The following is a 23,791-nucleotide window of genomic DNA, read 5'->3' on the forward strand; positions in this document are numbered from 1 at the left end:
CATTCCTATCTGTCCAATGCTTAAATGCCCTTTATTAAATAAATTTTCAATCTACCTATTTCTTCCCGATCCTATATAATTTTCCGCCATCGGTAACGGAATAAATTGCACCGTCTTTTCCTATCGCCATATCTCTAAAACGCTCACCTTTCCCTTCTAACAATCTTTCTTCGCCAACAATTTTATCATTTTTAATTACCAAGCGAATAATGTGTGAGCCACCTAAAGCACCAACAAATAGATTCCCTTTCCATTCTCCAATGCTATTGCTATTATAGAAAGCAATGCAACCTGGCGAAATACTTGGATTCCAATAATAAATTGGTTGCTCCATACCTTCTTTCTGTGCAATACCATCGCCAACTTTTTTACCACTGTATTCGGTTCCATAAGTAATTATCGGCCAACCATAATTTTTTCCAGGCTTAATAATATTGATTTCATCGCCACCTTTTGGTCCAAATTCTGCCTCCCATAAATCGCCTGTTTGAGGATTAATTGCCAAACCATCAGGATTTCGTAAGCCTAAAGCGTAAATTTCTGGTCGTGCATCTGCTGTATCTGCAAATGGCCCGTTTGGTACTGGTTTTCCTTCTGTAGTAAGGTGAAGGATTTTACCTAAAGAAGAATTTAAATATTGCGCCTGCATTCTAATATCGGCACCAGAACGTTCGCCTGTACTTACAAATAAATTGCCGTTTTTATCAAAAACAATTCTCGATCCATACTGCAATTTACCTTTATAATCGGGTGTGGCGCGATAAATAATCGCTACATTTTCAATTGTAGTTTCATCAGCAGATAATTTCCCCTTCGCAATAGCCAATAAAACACCTTTATCTTGATGTTCTGAATATGCGAAGTAAACCATTCTATTTTTAGCAAAATTTGGATCGATGGTTACATCTAATAACCCGCCTTGTCCTGATGGATCAACTTTAGGAAAACCCGTAATATGTTTACTCTCCTTTCCGTCGGCATTTAGGATAACCATTGTACCCTGTTTTTGAGAAATTAAAAAACGTCCATCGGGAAGAACGGATAAACCCCACGGATTTTCTAATTTTTCATTTATTACAGAAATATCTAGTTGGGTTTTAGTTTTAACACCAGCTATTCGAGTTTGACCTTCAAATGCTGGTTTAAAATCGGCCGATGGCGCATTTGTTTCTACAGGATTTTGAGCGGAAACAGTTGTTGAGTTTGTACAACTAAAAAAGATACATGCTGCAGAAACCAACAACATCTTTTTGTAAAATAGTTCATTAACCATATTTTTAGGTTTAAATAGAATGCAATAAAAAATTATAATGTAAAAAACCCGAGTCTATAAAATAGAATCGGGTTTCTGTTATGTTTTCAGAGGATAACGACTTGAATTTAAAATAAACCTTTAGCCTTTAAACCCGCTACCTTATCTAAGCCAATTGCTTATTTAATTTTTCAGCTAAAACTGATTTTGGTACTGCACCAACTTGTTTATCAACAACTTCACCATTTTTAAAATACAATAAAGCTGGAATATTACGGATACCGAACTGCATAGAGATTTGAGGATTGTTATCAACATTTACTTTGCCAACAACTGCTTTGCCTTCATATTCTTTCGCAAGTTCTTCTACAACAGGCCCAACCATTCTACATGGTCCACACCATTCTGCCCAAAAATCTACTAATACTGGTTTATCTGATTTTAATACAAGCTCTTCAAAGTTTGCATCTGTGATTTCTAATGCCATAATCTAATTTTTTTATGTTTCAAATATATGTATTCAATTGTAATGCCACACAAAAATTAATGTCAATTTGACATTAATTTGAGGTAAAAGGCTTAAGGAATAAGGTTTGGCAACTTAAGCCTTCTACCTTCTACCCTATACCCTATACCTTAATTAAGTTTATAACTAACAACATGTAAACTTTCTAATTGTTCTAAAAACCTATTATTAGGATTAATTTTTACATTTTTTGAAGGCATATCTACGTGTACATTTTTTTCCTGATCAAAAATAGTAAAATTTAACTGACAGTTTTGTTGATCGGTATCTGTTTTGTTCTCTGTTAATATTTCTTCAATTTGGCGCATCAAATCCTCATTTATCCTATCTATCGGAACTTGGATGGTAAGGCTTTTTGCTAACTTATCCCGCAATTCTGACATTAAATTAATTGCAGTAATTTTAAATTCCCAATCTCCAGCTTTACCAAAACGTTCGCCAACTCTTCCCCTAATCTGTAAGAAATAGCCTTCAGTTAAAAACGATTTGAATTTTAGAAAATCTTCTCCAAATAGCGCCATTTCACTCGCATCCTCATAATCTTCGAACACAAAAGTACCAAATGGCTTACCTGTTTTAGTGATGCGTTGCGATGCGGTAACTACTAAACCACCAACACAAAGTTCGCGATTTTTCAATTTTTCAAATTCTGCAAGTACTTCTTCGTTGCTATCGCCCATGCGTACCTTATTAATAATGCTCAGTTGGCGAACACCATGTGTGCAAAATTTATCAAGTTCTAGCTTATAATTATCTAACGGGTGGCCAGAAAGAAAAATACCAATCGCATCTTTTTCATATTTTAATCGATCAAGTAATGCCCATTCTGGCGAAATTGGTAATGTTGGTTCTAAAATTAAATCCGCTTTAGAGCCACCAAATAACGAAGCTTGAGAAGTACTTTCATTGTTCTGAAAATCATTGGCATATTTAATAATTTTCTCAATGCCATTCATTTTATCGTTTGGCCCAATGTAGAAAAACTGGGCTCGATGACCTCCAAAAGCATCAAAAGCGCCACTATATACAAAACTTTCGTAAGCCTTTTTATTTACGACTCTTGTATTCGATCGCTTTGCGAAATCATAAACAGATGAATATGGACCATTTTCTAAACGCTCTTCTATTATACTTTCTACAGCTTTTTCGCCCACGCCTTTAACCGCCGACATACCAAAACGAACTTCGCCGTTGGCATTTACTGAGAATTTCAGATCAGATTCATTTACGTCAGGTCCTAAAACCACAACGCCCATTTGCCTGCATTCTTCCATAAAAAAAGCCACCTGCTTAATATCGCTCATGTTATTGGATAGCACCGCAGCCATATATTCTGCAGGATAATGTGCCTTTAAATAAGCAGTTTGATAGGCAATCCACGCATAACACGTAGAGTGCGATTTGTTGAAAGCATAAGATGCGAAAGCTTCCCAATCCTTCCAAATTTTCTCTAACGTTACGGGATCATGTCCTTTTTCTGCTGCTTGCTTAACAAATTTAGGTTTCATTTTATCCAAAACCTCTTTTTGTTTCTTACCCATCGCTTTACGCAAAACATCGGCCTCACCTTTGGTAAAACCAGCCAATTTTTGCGATAAAAGCATTACCTGTTCTTGATAAACAGTAATTCCGTAGGTTTCTTTTAAATACTCTTCGCAAGCATCTAAATCGTATTTTATTTCTTCTTCGCCATTTTTACGCTTAACAAAACTTGGAATATATTCCATTGGTCCTGGGCGATATAAAGCATTCATGGCAATTAAATCGTCGAAAACAGTCGGCTTCAATTCCTTCATGTATTTCTGCATGCCCGGGCTTTCATACTGAAAAATACCAATGGTTTCGCCACGTTGGAAAAGCTCATAAGTCAATACGTCATCAATCGGAAATTCATCGGGATCTAAAAGAATATCGTGTCTCTTTTTAACCAATTTAACGGTATCCTTAATTAAGGTTAGGGTTTTTAAGCCTAGAAAGTCCATTTTTAATAAGCCAGCACTTTCTACAACTGAGTTATCAAATTGAGTTACATATAAATCAGAATCTTTCGCGGTAGCCACCGGAACAAAGTTGGTAATATCACTTGGCGTAATAATTACACCACATGCGTGGATACCCGTATTTCGTAGCGAGCCTTCTAAAACTTGTGCCTGTTGGATGGTTTCGGCACTTAAATCTTTTAGAAGTCCCATCGCTTTAAGCTCCTGCACACGTTCATATTCATCAGGGCGGAGCGCTTCTTTTAAAGCTTTTTCATCGAGATTAAAGATCTTAGCCAGCTTCATATTTGGAATCAGCTTCGCAATTTTATCCGCTTCGAACAGAGGTAAATCCAACACCCTTGCCGTATCGCGAATGGAAGATTTCGCCGCCATTGTACCATAAGTGATGATTTGCGCCACCTGACTCGAGCCGTATTTATTGATTACGTATTCCATTACACGGCCACGACCTTCATCATCGAAATCTATATCAATATCGGGCATGGAAACACGATCTGGATTTAAGAAACGCTCAAAAAGGAGATCGTATTTTAAAGGATCTATGTTCGTGATCCACAAGCAATAGGCAACCACCGAACCCGCAGCCGAACCACGACCGGGACCAACGGAAACATCTCTTCGTCTAGCTTCGGCAATAAAATCCTGTACAATTAAGAAATACCCCGGATATCCGGTCTTCTCAATTGTAGCCAACTCAAAATCTAACCGATCGGTAATTTCGGGTGTTAATTCTTTATAGCGTTTTTTTGCACCCTCGTAAGTTAAATGCCTTAAAAACTTATTTTCCCCACGCTTTCCAGCATCAGCTTCATCTTCTGTAACCAAAAATTCTTCGGGAATATCGAACTTTGGCAGTAAAACTTCGCGGGCCAATTTATAGATTGAAATTTTATCTACAATTTCTTGGATGTTAAAAATTGCTTCGGGCAAATCGGCAAAAAGTGCTTTCATTTCCTCAGGCGTTTTAAAATAATATTCTTGATTGGGCAAACCGTAACGGTAACCGCGTCCGCGACCGATTGGTGTAGCCTGCTTTTCGCCATCTTTTACGCAAAGTAAAATATCGTGCGCATTCGCATTCTTTTTATCTATATAATAAGTATTGTTGGTGGCAACGATTTTAACCTCGTGCTTTTTGGCCAACGCGATTAAAGAAGTATTTACACGGTCTTCGTCTTCTTGATTATGACGCATCACCTCGATATAAAAATCATCGCCAAATTGGCTTTTCCACCAAAGCAATGCATCTTCCGCTTGCGTTTCGCCTAAGTTTAAAATCTTATTGGCAACCTCGCCCGATAAATTTCCAGAAAGCACAATAATATCCTCTTTGTATTGCTCAATAACCTGTCTATCTATCCGTGGAACATAATAAAAGCCTTTTGTATAGGCTATAGATGACATTTTTGCCAAATTATGATACCCCGTTTTATTCTTCGCCAATAGCACCATTTGGTAACCATTGTCTTTTGTAGTTCGATCTAGATGGTTATTACACACAAAAAATTCTACACCAACAATTGGCGTAATCACCATTTCAGTTGGGCGTTCACCAGCTTCAATAGCGGCAGCATTTTTAGCTTCGGCAGCTTTATTGTGGTTTAAAACCTGACTCACAAAATGAAAAGCGCCCATCATATTGGCATGATCTGTCATGGCTACCGCAGACATTTTATTAGCTGCCGTTGCCTTAATTAAATCAGGAATGCTAATGGTACTTTGTAAAACTGAAAATTGCGTATGGTTGTGTAAGTGCACAAAATTTGCAGCACCAAGTTCCTGCTTATTTCCTTCAAGCTCTTCCTTAGAAATACCACCGCCTTCAGTTTTTTGTAGGCGTTTTCTAATTTCTTCGGAAGCTGATTTTAAGTTTACATGTTTAATACCAAAACTAGGTATGGTAGATGGGTTACTTTCTCGAAATCGCGGAAAATATTCAACGTCAACCAGTAATTCTTCCTTTTTAAAAACTTCTTTTTGGATTAACGCTAAAAAACAGCGGGTTGTGGCTTCTACATCGGCGGTTGCATTGTGTGCTTCGTTAAATGGTGTTCCGAATAAATATGAATGGAGTTCGGTAAGCGTTGGCAACTTAAACTTCCCGCCTCTACCGCCCGGTAATTGTAAAAGTTGCGCCGTAACTTCTGTACAGGTATCTAAAACTGGCTTGGCCAACATTCCATTTTCTATACCTAAGCGATGAAACTCACTGCCCATAATGTTTACATCGAAACCTAAATTTTGCCCGACAATAAACTTGGCTTTTGATAGTACCAGATTAAATTTCTCTAAAACTTCGGCTAAGCTTATGCCCTGTTCAATTGCAAGTTCCGTAGAAATTCCATGGATGCGTTCGGCATCATAAGGTATGTTAAATCCCTCTGGCTTAACCAAATAATCTTGATGCTCGATCAAAACCCCCATCTCATCATGCAATTGCCAAGCAATTTGGATACAACGAGGCCAGTTATCGGTATCGGTAATTGGTGCGTTGTAATTACGAGGCAAACCCGTGGTTTCGGTATCAAAAATTAAATACATATTGCTTTAAAGAGTTAACCGCAGAGAAAAATTACGGTTCTTCAAAAATAGGAAATTTGACGGTGGGAGTTGTCAAGATTTTATCAACAAAGAGCAAGATTCAGTCCAGCTCCAAAAATCTGGCGCAAGCGTCCCGCTTGTGACTTTAAACTAAAAGTAACTAAGGAAATAACTAAATCACAAGCGAGACGCTTGTGCTAGAATGAACGATTTTAAACGATGAAGCCAAGTTTGGCACCGAGAATCTGGCGCAAGCGTCCCGCTTGTGACATTAAATCGAAGAAAATCAAAAAAGTGAATACATAGCATATTTATATAACTATATCACAAGCGGGACGCTTGCGCTAGAATGAACGAATACAGCCTTGTGCCAGATGAGGCAACTAAGTAAATAACTAAATCACAAGCAGGACGCTTGCGCTAGAATGAACGATTTTAAACGATGGAGCCAAGTTTGGCACCGAGAATCTGGCGCAAGCGTCCCGCTTGCGACTAACATACCAAAATCCTATTCGATCAATTTAACATCAATCAGTCCTTTAACACCAGCATAATCTCTTGCACTACTATAAAGATAATGCATAGGTTCATCCACAATTCCAGCAACTACCGGGTTATTGTGCGTATAATCAAGTTTCTGCTCCATCATATAATTATCCCATAATTCAATAGGATGATTGTCCTGCTGCCAAAACTGGAAACTGTCATTATTGCTATTTTTATTGCCTGCCCTTTGCATCATCCACAATAACCACTCTTTTCTACTTTCTACAGGGTTTTCGGTAATTGCTTTTTTTAAACATTTTGAGGTAAAACTTTTAAAATCTCTGAGAATATCTTCCATGTTTTCGCCATTCGTTCCAATAATTAAATGAACATGACTTGTCATAATACACCAAGCATAAATTTCCAAACCCTTTTTCTCTTGGCAATATTTTAAGTTATCAACTAATATGTCTTTATATTCATTTCTAATAAAAACATCCAACCAGTAAACTACAGCAAAGCTGATGAAATATAACTTGCTCTGATCGCGGATTTTGTACTTGACACTCAATGTATAAATATATGACTTGTACAGGAATTCGGACCGAAAAAACAAAAAAAATCATTTTTATGCAGCTAATTTTTCTTGGATATCACAAGCGGGACGCTTGCGCTAGAACAACCGAGTAAAGACTTGCGCCAGTTGGGAAGCCGCAACTCCAAGAATCTGGCGCAAGCGTCTCGCTTGTGACTTTAAACCGAAGACAATCAACAAAGTGAATACATCGCACATTTTACATAATTATATCACAAGCAGGATGCTTGCGTTAGAATGAACGAATAGAGCCTTACGCCAGATGAGGCACCTAATTTTTCTTGAATATCACAAGCGGGACGCTTGCGCTAGAACAACCGAGTAAAGACTTGCGCCAGTTGGGAAGCAGCAACTCCAAGAATCTGCCGCAAGCGTCTCGCTTGTGACTTTAAAGTCGACTACAATCAACAAAGTGGATACATCGCATATTTTACATAACTAAATCACAAGCGGGACGCTTGCGCTAGAACAACCGAGTAAAGACTTGGCCCAGTCGAGATGACGACTCACAGAATAGATTTATATAATGCAGTCATCTACAGACTCACTTATAAAATACGATTTAACGATCATAAAAAAACTCCTCTCCTTAAACTAAGGAGAGGAGTTAAACAAACGTTATTTCTTACTTACCTTCTAGCGCTTTTAAAAGAACCTTTGCAGCTTCCTCTGATGAGCCAGGATTTTGTCCGGTAATTAGGTTACCATCCATTTTTACGTAAGAACCCCAATCTGGTCCTTTACTATAATTACCACCTAGTTTTTTAAATTCATCTTCTAAAAGAAAAGGTACAACTTTAGTCAGTTGCACTGCTTCTTCCTCTGAATTTGAAAAACCTGTTACATTTTTACCTTTTACCAAAGGATCGCCATTTTGAGCTTTAACTTTAATTAAAACACCTGGAGCGTGACAAACAAATGCAATAAATTTTTCGGCTTTATTAAAATCTTCAATTAATGAGATTGATTTTTCATCATTTGCTAAATCCCAAAGTGGACCGTGGCCTCCTGGATAAAACACAGCATCGAAATCTTTTTCGTTTACATCAGCCAATTTTACAGTATGTGCCAATTTATTTTTCAAATCTTCATCCTGATCAAAACGCTTTGTTGATGCTGTTTGTGCACTCGGATCTTCACTTTTTGGATCAATTGGTGGTTGACCTCCTTTTGGCGAAGCGATTGTTAATTCTACGCCCGCATCTGCCATTACGTAATATGGTGCTACAAATTCTTCAATCCAAAATCCTGTTTTTTCTCCTGTATTTCCCAACTCGCTGTGGGAAGTTAAAACTATTAGTACTTTCATTTTTATCTTATTTATATGTGATTACGCTATTCATTTATTGTGCCTAAAAACGGTCGTTTGTTAAAAATGACAAACCTTATACCAATCAAAAAAGAAGGATTTGACCTTATAAAGGCTGAAAAATTGTATCTTCCATCAGTCTTTGCATCATTAAAATACCAACGACAGAATTATTGAAAAACAACAGGCGAATTAAAAGTGATTTCAACATTCACTGTAAAATCAATTGTATAACTCAATCATTGCAATAAAGTTTTTACACGAAGAAAAAATATTTAGAGAAGAAAAAGCCAATCTTTACAAAAAAACAAACGCGTATTTTCTCCTAACAAAAACATATAAATAACGAATTTCAGAATTGTTAATTAAACTATAATCTTCAAGCTCCGTCAGATACAACTAATGAAAGTAACCCGAAATATTTTTAGCATATTGGCTTTGCTATGTTTAAACCTAGGCGTTTTTGCGCAAGCCACCGTACAAAAAATTAAAATTAATGGCTTATTAGCAGAATGGCCAAATCTACAAAACAACAAAAGTACTGGTACTTTTTATCAGTTTTATAACGATCAAAAAAACTTTTACATCGCTTTAAAACTTACTGAAGATACATATATCAAAAAAGCACTTGCAGGAGGTTTAACATTATCTATCAATACAGATGGAAAAAAGAGCATTAAAGATATTTACCAAATTACAATAGCACCTGTAGAAGATTATAGAACCACGAGGCAGTTTACATCAACCCCAGTAAAAATAGATTCGGCAACTCAAAGCCATCGCAAAGAAGCGGTTACAAAAATTAAAGAACTGCATTTATCAGGTTTTACAGAGATTCCAGATAGCATTATTTCCATTTACAATACTTACGGCATTAAAATAGGTGCCAAAGCGGATGTTAAAGGAAATATAAATTACGAGCTCTGCATACCGCTTGAACAATTAAAATTAGTTGCGAACAATAAAAATGAGGTTGCGATAAATCTACAATTCAACCCGATCAATTTTAATAACAACAGAGACCGCGGCAATCTGGCCAGAAATGGCGGAGGTTACGGTGGCGGACGAAACCGTAACGGTGGAGCTGGAAATATTGATATGCTTCTACTAACGGTAGCAAACGATTTTTGGGAAAAATATACTTTACAGTAAAATATAAATAATGGCGAAACCTTTTACTTTTTTAAAATTCTTGATCTTTACAATATGCACCCTTTCAGCAGGCATTTCAAATGCACAAACACCGTCAGTTGTTCCAAAAAAGGATAAAAATTCGCCTCTTTCTACCAGAGAAGTAAGCGGAATTGTAATGGGAAAGGATGAGATTTCCATTCCTTCGGTTAGTATTTACCTTAAAAGCGATGTAGATAGTTTGATTACGCAAACCAATGGCGATGGAATTTTCGTGTTTAAAAATGTAAAGTCTGCCAGTTTTATGATTACTGTAGCCAGTATTGGTTACCAAAGAATTGTAAAACGGATGAAGTTAAATGATGTTTTACCCCGTTTAGTTTTAGATCCTTTTGTGATACAGGAAGAAGTAAATACTTTAAGCGATGTAACCATTACAGCAGAAAAAGGAATTGTTTACAAAGTGGATACTGTTGAATATACGGCAAGCGACTATAAAGTTCGTGAAAATGCAACCGTTGATGAATTACTTAAAAAAATGGAAGGCATGGAGGTTGGAACCGATGGATCGGTTACGCACCAAGGCCAACAAATTGTTAAAGCGAGGTTAAATGGCAAAGATTATTTAGGCGGAAATATTGCCCAAGTGATTCAAAATTTACCTGCAGATATTGTAGAAAAAATCCAAATTGTTGATGATTATGGCGACCAACCAGCACGTACGGGAATAAAAGATGGCGACCCACAGAAAGTGTTGAACATTACTACAAAAGCCAGCAAATCGGTGGGCAATATGTTAAGGGCAAATGCCGGTATAGGAAGTTCTGAACGTTATGAAGGCAGATTATTTTTACAGCGAATTAATGGCAACCAGCAAATTGGGGGCATACTAAACTTGCGCAACACAGTAAATGGCGTAGCATCAACAGGAAACATTGGCGCTGGTGGTGGCAGAAATAACGGTGGCGGAGGCAGTGGCGGTACTACGCAATATTCTAGTCCGGCGTTTAGCTATCGCGATCAGCTTACAAAAAATATAGAAATTAACACCAGCTACAACTTTAGCAACAACAATACTAATTCTATCAATAAAAGTGAAGGGCAACAATTTAGTACTTTGGGCACTACAAATTTCATAAATCAATCACAACGGGATAATATCAACAAAGCCCATAAATTGGATTTGGAACTTGAATATAAAATCAACCCGAAAAATTTTCTTAGAATTAGTCCTTCTATTAACTTAAGCACAAACGAATCGATAAATAGCTCCAATCAACAGCGAACAGGTTTAATCCATCAAGATGTAGTTGGTAGCACCAATAGTACAAATAAAACCCCGAGTTTTAGTGGCGTAATTTTTTACCAGTACATTTTCGATAAACCACGTAGAAACATCTCGTTGCAAGTAAATGCATCGGGCGGCAATCAGCAACAAGATAACGAGCAGAATAACCGAATTTTATATTATCAAGGACAAAGTGACGCCATATTGAGAGATTCTTTAGTTCATCGCCTCGTGGCACGCAAAAACTTAAATAATACCTATCGCGCAAGCATGACGTATGTTGAGCCCTTGACAACACTTACGCAGTTAGAATTTAACGGACAAATTAATCGCCGAACGTATGATAATGCTGCAACCACCAATAATATTTTAGCCGATGGATCTACACAAGCCATCGATTCGCTAAGCAATATTTTTGCATATTCTTTTACCGAAACCCGATTGGCGCTAAATTATCGTTACACAGGTTCAAAAACAAATATCTCTTTGGGAATTACCGGTATCCCGACAACCTTAGCAGGTTCGAAAATAAGCTTAAACACAACGATTAAACGCAACGGCTTTAATTTAATTCCAATTTTCAGGTATCAATATGCCTGGTCAAGGCAACAGCGTTTTTCTATAAATTATTCTGGAAATGCGAATGAGCCTTCATTTAATCAAATACAACCCGTTCGAGATGAATCCAATCCACAAAACCCTGTGGTCGGTAATCCAGATTTAAAACCATCGTTTAGGCACTCGATTAACACCAAGTACGATAACTATTTAAGTAACGAGCGACTAAATTTATCGTTTGCTGTAAACTACGATAAAACATCCAATCAAATTTCGACAAACGTGGTGCAAATTCCAGACGCTTTAGGTACGTTTAAAAATGAAATTCGATATGTTAATTTAAATGGAAGCTATAGTGTAAACGGAAATTACAATATTTCTAAACAATTGGATAACAGGAAATATAACTTGGCTTTAAACGGTAGTGTGGGCTACAACCATCAGGTTTCTATGAGCAACAATGTGCTCAATGGAAGTAATGTATGGCGTTTAAACCAACGTTTTGGACCAAGAATAACACCAAACGACAATATTGAAATTAACCCTTATGTTGGATATGACGTTACGCGGTCTTCTTTTCAGCTTGCTAAAGGAAGCGATATTAGAACTTTATCTTTAGCGATTAATGGCAAATTTTACTTCTTAAAAACGTTCTCCATAAATTATAATGCGAGTAAAAATTATGTTAAAGGCTTATCCGCGAATATCTCCAGAAATCCGTTTATCATAAATGGTTCATTAGAAAAAGAATTTTTTAAACGCAAAAATGCAGTTTTGAGCTTACAGGTTTATGATATTTTAAAGCAGAACAACTTTGTAAATCAAACTTTAACAGAATATTCAATTACCAATACGTTAAGCAATGCATTAAGCCGCTACTTTATGATCAACTTACGGGTTAACCTGCAAAAATGGTCGGGAGTGCCCTCACGCAATGGTAGGCAAATGCAACGACGTGGCGATGGAAGCTTTATTAATTAATAAATTGACAATTATTTTTATAAACTATTTGTATTTTCTAACTTAGGCTTATAAAAACAGCGTAGTTTTTATTTTTAAACTAAATACAAAATGAAAGTAACAGTTGTAGGTGCTGGCGCAGTTGGTGCCACTTGTGCTGATAATATAGCCCGCAAAGAATTGGCTGATGAGCTGGTATTACTAGATATTAAAGAAGGTTTTGCCGAAGGTAAAGCTATTGATATGATGCAAACCGCCACTTTATTAGGTTTCGATACTAAAATTACGGGTGTAACTGGCGATTATAGCAAAACCGCAGGCTCTAGTGTGGTTGTAATTACATCAGGTTTACCTCGTAAACCAGGCATGACGCGCGAAGAATTAATTGGTATTAATGCAGGCATTGTTAAAGGCGTAGCCGAAAATATTTTAAAATTCTCGCCAGATGCAATTATTATTGTAATCAGCAACCCGATGGATACAATGGCTTACTTAGCCTTGAAATCATTAGGGTTACCTAAAAACCGTATTATTGGTATGGGCGGAACGCTTGATAGTGCCCGTTTCAAATTCTATTTATCGCAAGCTTTAAACTGTAGTCCTAGTGATTTGCAGGGTTTCGTAATTGGTGGCCATGGCGATACCACAATGATTCCGTTAACTAGATTAGCAACTTATCAAAGTTTGCCAGTAAGCAATTTATTAGATCAGGCTACGCTTGATAAAGTTGCAGCAGATACAATGGTTGGAGGTGCAACTTTAACTGGTTTAATTGGAACATCTGCATGGTATGCACCCGGTGCGGCAGGTGCGGCATTAGTTGAAGCAATTTTACGCGATGAGAAAAAGCTATTCACTTGTTGCGTTTCTTTAGAAGGCGAATATGGCCAAGACGATATTTGTTTAGGCGTACCCGTGATTATTGGTAGAAACGGTTGGGAGAAAATCATCGATTTTAAATTAACCGATGAAGAGCAAGCAAAATTTAATAAAAGTGCAGATGCTGTGAGAAATATGAATGCAGTGTTGAAAGAAATGAAATTGGTGTAACCCATAATTTGCCATTCCTTTAAAACTTATTAATTTTTAAAAATTACCACCTAAGCCTCCTAAGAAAAAGATAACTTAGGGGACTTAGGCAGTAAAAAATCGACCGTAAAAAACTGAGGTGTCTGAGGTGGTGAAAAATAACTTGGGCACTTAAAACGGTAAAATTACATGAAGTCAATTTCTATCCTTTTAAAACTTATTAATTTTTAAAAATTACCACCCAAGTCACCTAAGAAAAAATAACTTAGGGGACTTAGGCAGTAAAAAATCAACCGTAAAAAACTGAGGTGTCTGAGGTGGTGAAAAATAACTTGGGCACTTAAAACGGTAAAATTATATGAAGTCAATTTCTATCCCTTTAAAACTTATTAATTTACAAAACGATGGTTTCCACCTTTTGGTAGAAATTGTCGTTTTTAAACAGAAGCATTATGCTGTTTTAGATACCGGTGCATCTAGAACGGTGTTTGATAAGGGCTTAATAGAACGCCATCTCTCCGAAACCCTCCAAATATCAGATGAAATAAATGCAGCAACGCTTTTTTCTACCACCACAACAATAAAAGCCACAATTCCTTCTCTTAAAGTAGGCAGCCTCAAAATCAATAATTATGAAACTGTTGCGTTCGATCTGCAATCGGTAAGCGATACCTACCAACAATTCGGGCATCCACCGATTATGGCCATTATTGGTGGCGATATTTTAATGGAATATAATGCAAGAATAAATTATCCTACGTTAAAATTATTGTTATCGAAGCTTCAAGGTTAAATCACATTTTCAAATAAGGCCATTTTCAAATAATTTTTTTAATTTTTCTGATTAATATCACTTTTAGAGAAATCAAATTAAATGATATTCGCATCATTATGAAAAAATATATCGCAATTTTTTGTATCATATTTTGGGCTGGATTAATTGCTGGAATCAGCTTTTTAGAGGCGCCATTAAAATTTCAAGCGCCCGGAATAACTATCCCCTTAGGTTTGGGAATTGGTCAGTTGGTATTTCAAGCATTAAATAAGGTAGAAATATTTTTGTGGATTGTAATATTAATCTGCACCTACCCTTCATCTTTAAAAACCATTAAAGGCCTTTTTTTATTGATTATAACCATATCGATATTGGTAGATAGTATTTGGCTTTTGCCTTTGCTAGATGAAAGAGCAAAGCTAGTTTTAAGTGGAAATAATCCACCAGAGAGTTTTCATCATATATTATATGCTGTAATTGAAGCAATAAAAATTATTTTATTGGCTACGCTCGGGTTTTTAAAATTAAAAGATTTACATGATGAAAAGTGATATTAACAATAGAAACGACATAATAATTTTAGTAGATACTTTTTATAATAACGTACAACAGAACAATTTAATTGGCCCTATTTTTACCGAGGTTGCAAAAGTAGATTGGAGCCACCACTTACCTAAAATGTACGATTTTTGGGAAAGCATTCTTTTTGGCAAAGCGATTTACAAAGGCAACCCCATGTTAACTCATTTCGATTTGCAGAAGAAAGCAAATTTAGATAAACAGGAATTTGATACTTGGAAAGGCATTTTTTTCAAAACCGTAGATGATTTATTCGAAGGCGAGAATGCGGAGATGATTAAACAGAAAGCAAAATCCATTGCAGATTTAATGCATTTTAAATTGAGTTCGATCAGTCCGAACATCAATATAAAGAGCCAATAAATTTCATTTTTTTTAGTATTTCTATCTTTTTGGAAAGGATAAAAAGTAGAAATCAATTACTGAAAGCAATGAAAATGGGTGATATTAAAAAGCTGTTCATTAAACTTATGAAAACATAATCGATATACGTTTTGATTTGCATTCTCCTTTCTACCTCAGTATAAACGGCTTTAAATTCAATTTCATTAGGTTTTTGCAGTTACAACAGTCGAAGCCACATCCATACCTTCAAAAAAGCTACCAATCGAACTTCTGCCTGGTAAGTAAGGCAACACCACCTTCTACTTTGTTACTATGCCCCAAATTTAATTCTTTAGCGGTTGCCGTTAAGAGATTCTTTAAGCAGGGTAATTCTACTGTAAAAACCAATCCAATTGACCCCTCTTCGCCAAAACACTAGCACAATGACAAGTAATAATTTAAAGCAAATTTATTACAGGTAAGACGGGGTCAATCTGTTCTGGTTTATCCAAATGCCATCAAACTAGTTTTTCACCTCTTTAACCATTGTTTTGCAGTCCACCTTTCTCCAATCCAAAATGTTTTTTTGTCATAAAATTGAATTTACGTAAATCTTAAACTTATTTTTCCCGATATTTAAACACTAATAATAGCATCAGAAAACATAAGGTAAGCGGTAAATTAAAGGGCAGCATTATTTCGCATTCTCCCAATTGAGTTAACCTCCGTATCCCAACAATTTTTTGTGCTATAATTATCCCTAATTACACCTTCACATGCAAAAAGATGAAACTGCTCGGTTAGAAGCGCTTTACAGTTACGATATTTTAGGCTCGGGCCACGAGCGCGATTTCGATAGACTAACAGAAATAGCTTCGTTAATATGTGAGTGCGAAATCTCTATGATTTCTTTTGCAGAAAAAGATCGACTTTGGTATAAATCTACCAAAGGACTTGTTATTGAGGAGATACCGAGAGGCGTGGCAATGTGTGAATTTCCGCTACTTGGCAATGAAATTTTCATTGTTGAAGATACGCTAAAAGATGAACGCGTTAAAAACCACCCGTTTGTTACGGAGGGTTTAAAAGTAAGATTTTACGCTGGTTATCCACTAATTGACCCAAACGGATATGCCCTTGGCGCAATATGCGTGATTGATACCGTACCGAAAATACTGACTGTCACACAGCAGAAATTGCTCGCACTGTTGGCAGAAGAGGCAATAACTATCGCCATTGATAGGCGAAATAAAAAGGAACATCAAAATTTTGTCGAGCTTTTTAATCACTCGGAAGACCTCATTTGTATTTTGAGCAGCGACTATAAGTTTAAACGGGTGAACGCTAGTTTTAATAAAAACTTTGGTTGGGATAAGGAAGGATTAAAGGCTGAAACAATTTTTGATATTATCCCTACCGAAGCACAAAAAGTTGCAAAAGAAATTTGGACTCAGTTTAAAAGTGGAATTATTCCAGCGCAATGTATCCATCAGGTTGCAATTAAAAATGGTGGCTTTAAAATGATTGAGTGGACAGCAACCATTGATAAACTAAGTGGCGATTTATTCGCAATTGGGCGAGATGTAACCGTTGAATTGGAAAAAATTTCGGCCATGAAAGTGAGCGAACAAAAACTCAAAGCCTTTTTTGAAAGCTCTCAAGGGTTAATGTGCACGCACGATATCGACGGCAAATTCTTATCGCTCAACCCTGCGGGCGCAAAAACATTAGGTTACGATAGAGATGAGCTTCTGGATAAAAGTCTTTTCGACATTGTACCGCAAGGAAGGCATAACAGCCTGAAAAAATATCTTACACAGATGCTAAAACATGGCTTTTCAAAAGGTTATATGGTGGTTAAAAGAAAATCTGGCGAAGAAAGATTGTGGCTTTACTCAAATGTTTTACAAACAGACACAAACGGTAGCCATTACGTTGTGGCCAACGCAGTAGATATTACCAATCAAAAAAAGCTAGAAAATGAACTATTGGCCACTAAAAACCTTTTCGAAGAAACAAGCAGTTTGGCTAAAATTGGGGGTTGGGAACTTGATGCAAATACCGGAAAAGTGAGCTGGTCTAAAGTAACGCGAGAGATACACGGTGTGCCAGATGATTTTATGCCAAGCTTAGAAAATGCAATTGAATTTTATAAAGAAGGAAAAAATAGGGAGCAGATCATTTCTGCCGTGCAGGAATGTATTGAAACAGGTAAAGATTGGGATTTAGAACTTGAAGTGGTTGATTACTACGGAAGGGAAAAATGGGTAAGGGCCAAAGGGCACACAGAATCTGTAAGTACAGCACAAAACCGAATTTACGGTACTTTCCAAGACATTGATCAATATAAACGCGCCCAATTGGCGGTTGCTGCATCAAAAAAATTATTAGATGATGTACTCTGCGCGGCTACCCAAGTAAGTATTATTGCAACTGATAGCGATGGAATAATTACTGTTTTTAACAAAGGATCGGAAAATTTGCTTGGCTACACAGCCGAAGAATTGATTGGTAAACAAACCCCAGAGTTGTTTCATGATAAGGATGAGGTTGAAGCACTTCGTGCCAACTTAGGTGCAAGCGTAGGTTTGGATGTTATGGGGTTTAACGTTTTTAAACAATATGCAGATAGTACAAGCGTAGCAAGAATATTCACTTTTATTACCAAATCTGGTCATCGTGTAAGGGTTTCGCTATCCATAACCTCAATCCGTAATGATAAAAGTGAAGTAATCGGATATTTGGGTATATCGGCTGACATTACCGAAAAAGAAAAGATTGAAAAAGAACTCGAGTTAGAAAAAGCGATATTACTTGCCTTTATCGAAAATACACCAGCGCCAGTTGCAATGCTAGATAGAAACATGAAGTTTTTAGCCACGAGCCGTAGATGGCGGAGTGATTATGCTCCATCAAAAAACAGTATTGATGGAATGTCATACTATGATATTTTCACAAATCTTTCGGCAGCGCGGATTGCCAAGCACAAGGAAGTACTCAACGGATTGATTATCAAAAGAGATGAAGATACTTATGTGGATGCAAAAACGAATGTAAAACATCAAATTTCATGGGAAATGAGACCGTGGCACAAATTAGATCATTCGGTAGGCGGGGTGATTGTGTTTACACATGATATTTCTGCAAGCGTAAAGCATCGTAATGAACTAAAAGACGCGATATTACGTGCCGACTTGGCCAATTCCGCTAAATCGGAGTTTCTTGCAAACATGAGCCATGAAATTAGAACGCCACTAAACGGCGTAATCGGATTTACAGATTTGGTATTAAAAACCGACTTAAATAGCACCCAAAAGCAATATCTTAAAATTGTGAATCAATCTGGTATTGCATTGTTAAGTATCATCAATGATATATTGGATTTCTCGAAAATTGAAGCAGGCAAATTTGAACTCGATATTGAAAAGTGCGATCTTTATGAAATTGTTTGGCAGGCTGGCGATATCATTTCCTACCAAATTCAGTCTAAAAGCTTAGAACTGCTGTTAAACTTATCTCCGGATTTACCTCGATTTATTTGGACTGATGCGATGAGGCTGAAACAGGTTTTAATAAATTTACTGGGTAATGCCGCAAAATTCACGTCAAAAGGCGAAATTGAGCTTAAAGTAGAAGTTATAAGCCATACCGATGCCCACCACGTACTGCGATTTAGTGTTAGAGATACGGGTATTGGAATTGCAAAAGCAACACAAGAAAAAATATTCCAAGCTTTTGCGCAGGAAGATTCATCGACCACAAAAAAATACGGAGGCACAGGTTTAGGGCTTACAATTTCGAATAAGTTATTACACATGATAAACAGTCACCTCCAATTAGAAAGTGTTTTAGATGAAGGTAGTATATTTTATTTTGATGTTGAAATGCGATCGGAACAAGGAAATGCAGTGGAATGGAGAGCGATGGAAAGTATTAAAAATATCCTTATTGTGGATGATAACGACAACAACAGAACCATACTTACGGATATGTTATCGTTAAAAAAAATCAAGACAGACGAGGCAAGAAGTGGTTTTGAAGCCCTTCAGTTTCTAGCAGAAAGGAGAACTTATGATGCGATTTTGATGGATTACCACATGCCGTACATGGATGGTTTAGAAACTGCTGCAAAAATTAGGGAGAATTTTAGCGCTAGCGATAATGAATTACCCATCATTCTGTTGCACAGCTCATCAGACGATGGCACTATAATTAAAGCTTGCCACGATCTAAATATCAGCAATCGCTTATTAAAACCGATTAAAATGACTGAGCTTTACAACATACTTACACGCCTAAAAACAAAGGATATAACGCCAGACCCGATAGCAATTGAAGCGCCAATTGCGAAAAAAGAGACTGACCAATACAGGTTTATGGTGGTTGAGGATAATGAAGTAAACAGATTTTTAGCACGCGCTTTAATCCAAAAACTTCATCCCGATAGTGTAATAATGGAGGCCGAAAATGGGCGTTTGGGTATCGAACTTTTCAAAAAAGAGACGTTCGATCTTATTTTTATGGATATACAGATGCCCGAAATGAATGGCTATGAATGTACGAGGGAAATTAGATCGATGGAAAATGGGAAAGAAATTCCAATTATTGCTTTAACCGCAGCCAATGTTAAAGGCGAAAGGGAAAAAAGTATTGCCGCAGGTATGAACGATTTCGTTACCAAACCCGTATTGGAAGAAAATATCGAAGCGATGCTTAATAAATGGCTAACTAAAGCCACACAGCCCCAAATAAATTACGCACAAAATGATGACATTCCAAAACTGGAGCATTTTGTAACTGAGCGGCTAGCTTCTATTTTCAGCAACGATACTATAAAATTGGCTGAGGTTATAAATATTGCCATTATTGAACTTGAAGACGCTTTAAAAATACTCGATAAAGAAATTGTACCCAGCGATGCCAAAATGATTGTATCGTTAGCACATAAACTTTATGGCATGGCTAATTCAGCTGGTTTAATGCATTTAGCAAAAATTAGCGGGAGGCTACAAACAACCGAAGAATTTGAATATGAAATACTGAAAAAAGGGGTTGAACAATTGAAGACAGAAATAAAAACTTTAATTCCGATTTTGGCGCGATACGTTCAGGAACTAGCGGATTAAAGTTTAATAAAATAAATAAATCTTTAGTGTAAGTTCATCACTATAAAAATTTAAATGGCGGTTAGCTTAAAAAAGTTTGCACAAGTTTACCAACATAAAATTAACTCAACGTTTCAAATTTTAACAAAATATAATTATATTTTGTGTTTATCGATGTGGAGAAACTTTTTTTAAATTGAAATAATTTGCGGGACTAACCACTAAAGGTATTTTCTCAATTTTTGTTTCACTGGTATCTAATCCAAAAGCTTTGGCGTCAGATTGGGCTAGTTTTCGTATGGCGAAATAACTATTCAAAATAAAGCCTTCGGCAGCATTAAATTCATTCTCAAAAGAAAGAAATTTTTCCATAATCACAAACTGAAAATCGGCGGCTAAGTTATATCGCTTAAGTGAAGGATAGCGGCTGATAATATTCAAATTTTCGTTGGCTACCATTTCTTGAACTGCTTTTCTGAAAAGCACATTTATTCGAGGTTGTATTCGAAAACCTAAACGAAACTCCACCCGAATCACTTTATCATCTTCCAACTCCTCTACGCTGTATTCCATTGTAAAAGGCTCATCCGTACGTTCAATATGAATAAACCAATAAACATCGGCCCTTTTGGGTTTGCGACTAAATATAGAGTATATAATTTTTTGTTCAATTTGCTTACTACTGTTGGCCTTGGTAAGGTAAATAAGATGAGTAGCAAATTTAGATACGGTGGTGTCGGCACTTAAATCATGTAGCATTGGAATGTGCTCTTTTAAATCTACAAAGGTTAAAAACCTGTTGTTTATTTTTCGAGCTCTAAACCATATATACATGGTAAATATTAAACCAACTTCGAATACTAAAAAGAATAACCTTTTAATAATTTTTACAGAGTTAGCTACGAAGAATGAAAATTCTACCGTTAAGAAGATGCATAAAATAATAACCACAATCCACAATGGCCAATGCTTTACGTAACGCATAAAATAAAACATTAAAATTGTGGTTGATAACATGGCTATGGTGATCGAAAATCCATAGGCAGCGGTCATTGCTTCTGCTGTGCGGAAATACAAGCTTACGGCAATGCAGCCAAAACACAGTATCCAGTTAATACTTGGGATGTAAATTTGCCCTCGAATATTGGAAGGATATTTTATCGTAATCCGTGGCCAAAAATTCATACTTACAGCTTCGCTAATTAGCGTAAAAGAACCGCTAATTAGCGCTTGACTGGCAATTATTGTAGCCAAAGTTGCAATGGCAACTGCTGGAATTACAAACCCATGGGGTACTATTGCAAAAAATGGATTAACATTAACATCAGCTTTTGGTTGTGCCAATACCCAAGCCGCCTGCCCTAGATAATTGAGCATTAGCGCAGTTTTAACAAAAATCCAACTCACTTGAATGTTTTTTCTGCCACAATGGCCCAAGTCAGAGTAGAGCGCTTCTGCTCCTGTTGTACAAAGAAATACCGCGCCCAACAACCAAAAGCCATTTGGATGTTTTACAAGTAAATCGAAACCATAAATTGGGTTTAATGCTTTAAAAATTGTGGGATCGTGAAAAACCTGCACAATACCAAGCCCACCCAACATCACAAACCAAATTAACATTACTGGCCCAAAGGCTGCACCAATAACATTTGTTCCAAATTGTTGAAAGAAAAATAGTAACAATAAAATGAAAATTACAACGACCAAAATTATCTCGGTACCTGGGATAAATATGTGGGACAAAGCAGGTACCAAGGCTAACCCCTCAATAGCCGACGTAACAGATATTGGTGGTGTGATAATACCATCGGCCAATAACGTACCAGCACCAATAATTGCTGGAATTGCCAGCCACTTGCCGTAGCGCCTTACTAAAGCATATAAAGAAAAAATACCACCTTCTCCTCTATTATCTGCTTGGAGCGTTATAAAAATATACTTAAAAGTGGTTTGTAGGGTTAGTGTCCAAAATATGCACGAAACGGCGCCCAGTACCATAAACTGACTTGCCTCGCCCCCCTCTTTTAAAATTGTTTGCAAAGCATATAGCGGAGAAGTACCAATGTCGCCAAAAATAATTCCTAAGGTAATAAGTACGCCACCAGCAGAGAGTTTACGAAGATGAGAAGTCATAAATGATTGAGTATTTTCCCACCATGCAATTAATAAAAAATTGGTATGTCAATAAGTTATCAATAGTATGCTGGATAATAAATTTCCGCAAATAACGATTATTGCAACCATAATTAAAATTATTATAACATTTTTATAAAAAAACTTCATCAATTATTCATAATAACTAAATTATTTAAAAAGTTAGTACATCAATTAACTAACTTACTCGAGTAATTAATAAAAAATCTTACTATTTGCACGAAAAATTTCATCTTTTATTTAAATTTTTACAAAAAACCTCAAAATCCACAACTTTACGAAGATTATCAAAAAAAAATATCAATTTTAACACATAAACCTACATATATTTAGAAATTCATCATCTTTAAACCGTAAAATACCTGAAATTTATTTTAGAAATGTAAATTCTTGTCTCATTACAGGCGTTCGCCTACTAACTTTATCAAACTCATTTATAGTGTTAAACTTTAGCTGCTCTACTATTTTGTACTCATAAAATACTTTAAAATTATCGCTCTTAAAAGGCCAAGGCGTTACCGTAATACAATCATCAGCTTTGTAAAAAGTCTGGCTCATTTCTCCATCCGGACATTTTGAAACTTCCATCTTCCTTCCTTCAGGTTGAATTTTATCCATACAAATTAGCAGTGAAAAAGCATCGCACCACTCTACAAAACGGTAAATTCGTTCGGCATATTCTTTATCAATATTTAAATGTTTTAGTATTTCCTTTCTGTTCTTCTTTTGTGCTTTCAAAAAAGCACTGAGTTTAGGGTCTTCCGCTTTCGTATTTCCATCTGATAAAAAATTAATATGCATAGAAGTAAGTAGCGCATTTAATTGGCTTTTAGAGCTCGATATTTCCATAATATTTTCCCATTGGCTAAAATCAGCTCCTTTTGAATTGTCGTGCACCATAAAATGCCGAGGCGCGCCTGCTTCGGTTAAATTTTGAGGATGTTCTGTTTCATTTACGCCATCATCATGCTCTGCAATGGCAATAAGTGTGGGCACCATAATGTGGTTGGGCAAATCAATATCAAATTCGAAAGCCAACATAGCAGCTAAAAGCCCGTGAGAACGTTGGTTAATAATTTTCCAGCCTTTTTGGTGTGAGGTTACAATCATAAATCTAAACTAATTTGAAACAAAAATTACTCGTAAATTCGTTTCAAAAATTATACCAAGTGGCGT

At 36.4% G+C, this 23,791-nt stretch carries 14 protein-coding genes; 7 read left to right on the top strand and 7 right to left on the bottom strand.

What is annotated here, in order from left to right:
* Nucleotides 1-55: 55 nt before the first annotated feature.
* From EZJ43_RS16220 to EZJ43_RS16240, 5 genes are all read right to left on the bottom strand, one after another.
* Nucleotides 56-1,273: a PQQ-dependent sugar dehydrogenase gene (locus EZJ43_RS16220; protein WP_133263773.1), complete on the bottom strand. Its 1,218-nt coding sequence runs from the start codon at nucleotides 1,271-1,273 to the stop codon at nucleotides 56-58.
* A 145-nt stretch (nucleotides 1,274-1,418) separates the two neighbouring features.
* Entirely contained in the window at nucleotides 1,419-1,739 is a 321-nt protein-coding gene (gene trxA / locus EZJ43_RS16225; protein ID WP_133263774.1) for a thioredoxin, read from the bottom strand.
* 149 nt (nucleotides 1,740-1,888) lie between these two features.
* On the bottom strand, nucleotides 1,889-6,322 hold the full coding sequence (gene dnaE, locus EZJ43_RS16230) for a DNA polymerase III subunit alpha (protein ID WP_133263775.1): 4,434 nt from the start codon (nucleotides 6,320-6,322) through the stop codon (nucleotides 1,889-1,891).
* A 508-nt stretch (nucleotides 6,323-6,830) separates the two neighbouring features.
* On the bottom strand, nucleotides 6,831-7,379 hold the full coding sequence (locus EZJ43_RS16235; RefSeq protein WP_133263776.1) for an REP-associated tyrosine transposase: 549 nt from the start codon (nucleotides 7,377-7,379) through the stop codon (nucleotides 6,831-6,833).
* A 649-nt stretch (nucleotides 7,380-8,028) separates the two neighbouring features.
* Complete coding sequence (locus EZJ43_RS16240) at nucleotides 8,029-8,712, bottom strand: type 1 glutamine amidotransferase domain-containing protein (protein WP_133263777.1); 684 nt, start codon at nucleotides 8,710-8,712, stop codon at nucleotides 8,029-8,031.
* Between the two features lie 402 nt (nucleotides 8,713-9,114).
* Between EZJ43_RS16240 and EZJ43_RS16245 the strand changes: the two genes are divergently transcribed.
* The 7 genes from EZJ43_RS16245 to EZJ43_RS16275 all read left to right on the top strand — a co-directional run bounded on the left by EZJ43_RS16245 (nucleotide 9,115) and on the right by EZJ43_RS16275 (nucleotide 20,482).
* Nucleotides 9,115-9,864 carry a hypothetical protein gene (locus tag EZJ43_RS16245; RefSeq protein WP_133263778.1) on the top strand — a complete coding sequence of 250 codons (750 nt, stop codon included), beginning with the start codon at nucleotides 9,115-9,117 and terminating at the stop codon, nucleotides 9,862-9,864.
* Between the two features lie 10 nt (nucleotides 9,865-9,874).
* A complete protein-coding gene (locus tag EZJ43_RS16250; RefSeq protein ID WP_133263779.1) occupies nucleotides 9,875-12,670 on the top strand; it encodes an outer membrane beta-barrel protein in 2,796 nt (931 codons plus the stop codon).
* A 90-nt stretch (nucleotides 12,671-12,760) separates the two neighbouring features.
* A complete protein-coding gene (gene mdh, locus EZJ43_RS16255) occupies nucleotides 12,761-13,699 on the top strand; it encodes a malate dehydrogenase (RefSeq protein WP_133263780.1) in 939 nt (312 codons plus the stop codon).
* Between the two features lie 337 nt (nucleotides 13,700-14,036).
* Nucleotides 14,037-14,471 (top strand): aspartyl protease family protein, encoded by a 435-nt coding sequence (locus EZJ43_RS16260; RefSeq protein WP_133263781.1) that lies wholly within the window; start codon nucleotides 14,037-14,039, stop codon nucleotides 14,469-14,471.
* A 98-nt stretch (nucleotides 14,472-14,569) separates the two neighbouring features.
* On the top strand, nucleotides 14,570-15,004 hold the full coding sequence (locus tag EZJ43_RS16265; protein WP_133263782.1) for a hypothetical protein: 435 nt from the start codon (nucleotides 14,570-14,572) through the stop codon (nucleotides 15,002-15,004).
* Nucleotides 14,994-15,395 (top strand): group III truncated hemoglobin, encoded by a 402-nt coding sequence (locus EZJ43_RS16270; RefSeq protein WP_133263794.1) that lies wholly within the window; start codon nucleotides 14,994-14,996, stop codon nucleotides 15,393-15,395. Before EZJ43_RS16265 ends, EZJ43_RS16270 begins: the two co-directional genes overlap by 11 nt.
* Before the next feature lie 737 nt (nucleotides 15,396-16,132).
* Nucleotides 16,133-20,482: a PAS domain S-box protein gene (locus EZJ43_RS16275; protein ID WP_133263783.1), complete on the top strand. Its 4,350-nt coding sequence runs from the start codon at nucleotides 16,133-16,135 to the stop codon at nucleotides 20,480-20,482.
* Nucleotides 20,483-20,629: 147 nt separating this feature from the next.
* Here EZJ43_RS16275 and EZJ43_RS16280 read toward each other — a convergent pair whose 3' ends face one another.
* The gene (locus EZJ43_RS16280; RefSeq protein WP_133263784.1) at nucleotides 20,630-22,594 is read right to left on the bottom strand and encodes a KUP/HAK/KT family potassium transporter; all 1,965 of its coding nucleotides are present in this window, start codon (nucleotides 22,592-22,594) and stop codon (nucleotides 20,630-20,632) included.
* Nucleotides 22,595-22,984: 390 nt separating this feature from the next.
* Nucleotides 22,985-23,725 (bottom strand): DUF3891 family protein, encoded by a 741-nt coding sequence (locus EZJ43_RS16285; RefSeq protein ID WP_133263785.1) that lies wholly within the window; start codon nucleotides 23,723-23,725, stop codon nucleotides 22,985-22,987.
* Nucleotides 23,726-23,791: the final 66 nt, after the last annotated feature.

This window comes from Pedobacter changchengzhani (assembly GCF_004354365.1).
Classification (GTDB): Bacteria; Bacteroidota; Bacteroidia; order Sphingobacteriales; family Sphingobacteriaceae; genus Pedobacter; species Pedobacter changchengzhani.

Excerpts from the sequence above, each read along its gene's own strand:
- EZJ43_RS16220 (WP_133263773.1), bottom strand. The coding sequence starts at position 1,273 with ATGGTTAATGAACTATTTTACAAAAAGATGTTGTTGGTTTCTGCAGCA.
- trxA (WP_133263774.1), bottom strand. The coding sequence starts at position 1,739 with ATGGCATTAGAAATCACAGATGCAAACTTTGAAGAGCTTGTATTAAAA.
- dnaE (WP_133263775.1), bottom strand. The coding sequence starts at position 6,322 with ATGTATTTAATTTTTGATACCGAAACCACGGGTTTGCCTCGTAATTAC.
- EZJ43_RS16240 (WP_133263777.1), bottom strand. The coding sequence starts at position 8,712 with ATGAAAGTACTAATAGTTTTAACTTCCCACAGCGAGTTGGGAAATACA.
- EZJ43_RS16245 (WP_133263778.1), top strand. The coding sequence starts at position 9,115 with ATGAAAGTAACCCGAAATATTTTTAGCATATTGGCTTTGCTATGTTTA.
- EZJ43_RS16250 (WP_133263779.1), top strand. The coding sequence starts at position 9,875 with ATGGCGAAACCTTTTACTTTTTTAAAATTCTTGATCTTTACAATATGC.
- mdh (WP_133263780.1), top strand. The coding sequence starts at position 12,761 with ATGAAAGTAACAGTTGTAGGTGCTGGCGCAGTTGGTGCCACTTGTGCT.
- EZJ43_RS16260 (WP_133263781.1), top strand. The coding sequence starts at position 14,037 with ATGAAGTCAATTTCTATCCCTTTAAAACTTATTAATTTACAAAACGAT.
- EZJ43_RS16265 (WP_133263782.1), top strand. The coding sequence starts at position 14,570 with ATGAAAAAATATATCGCAATTTTTTGTATCATATTTTGGGCTGGATTA.
- EZJ43_RS16270 (WP_133263794.1), top strand. The coding sequence starts at position 14,994 with ATGAAAAGTGATATTAACAATAGAAACGACATAATAATTTTAGTAGAT.
- EZJ43_RS16275 (WP_133263783.1), top strand. The coding sequence starts at position 16,133 with ATGCAAAAAGATGAAACTGCTCGGTTAGAAGCGCTTTACAGTTACGAT.
- EZJ43_RS16280 (WP_133263784.1), bottom strand. The coding sequence starts at position 22,594 with ATGACTTCTCATCTTCGTAAACTCTCTGCTGGTGGCGTACTTATTACC.
- EZJ43_RS16285 (WP_133263785.1), bottom strand. The coding sequence starts at position 23,725 with ATGATTGTAACCTCACACCAAAAAGGCTGGAAAATTATTAACCAACGT.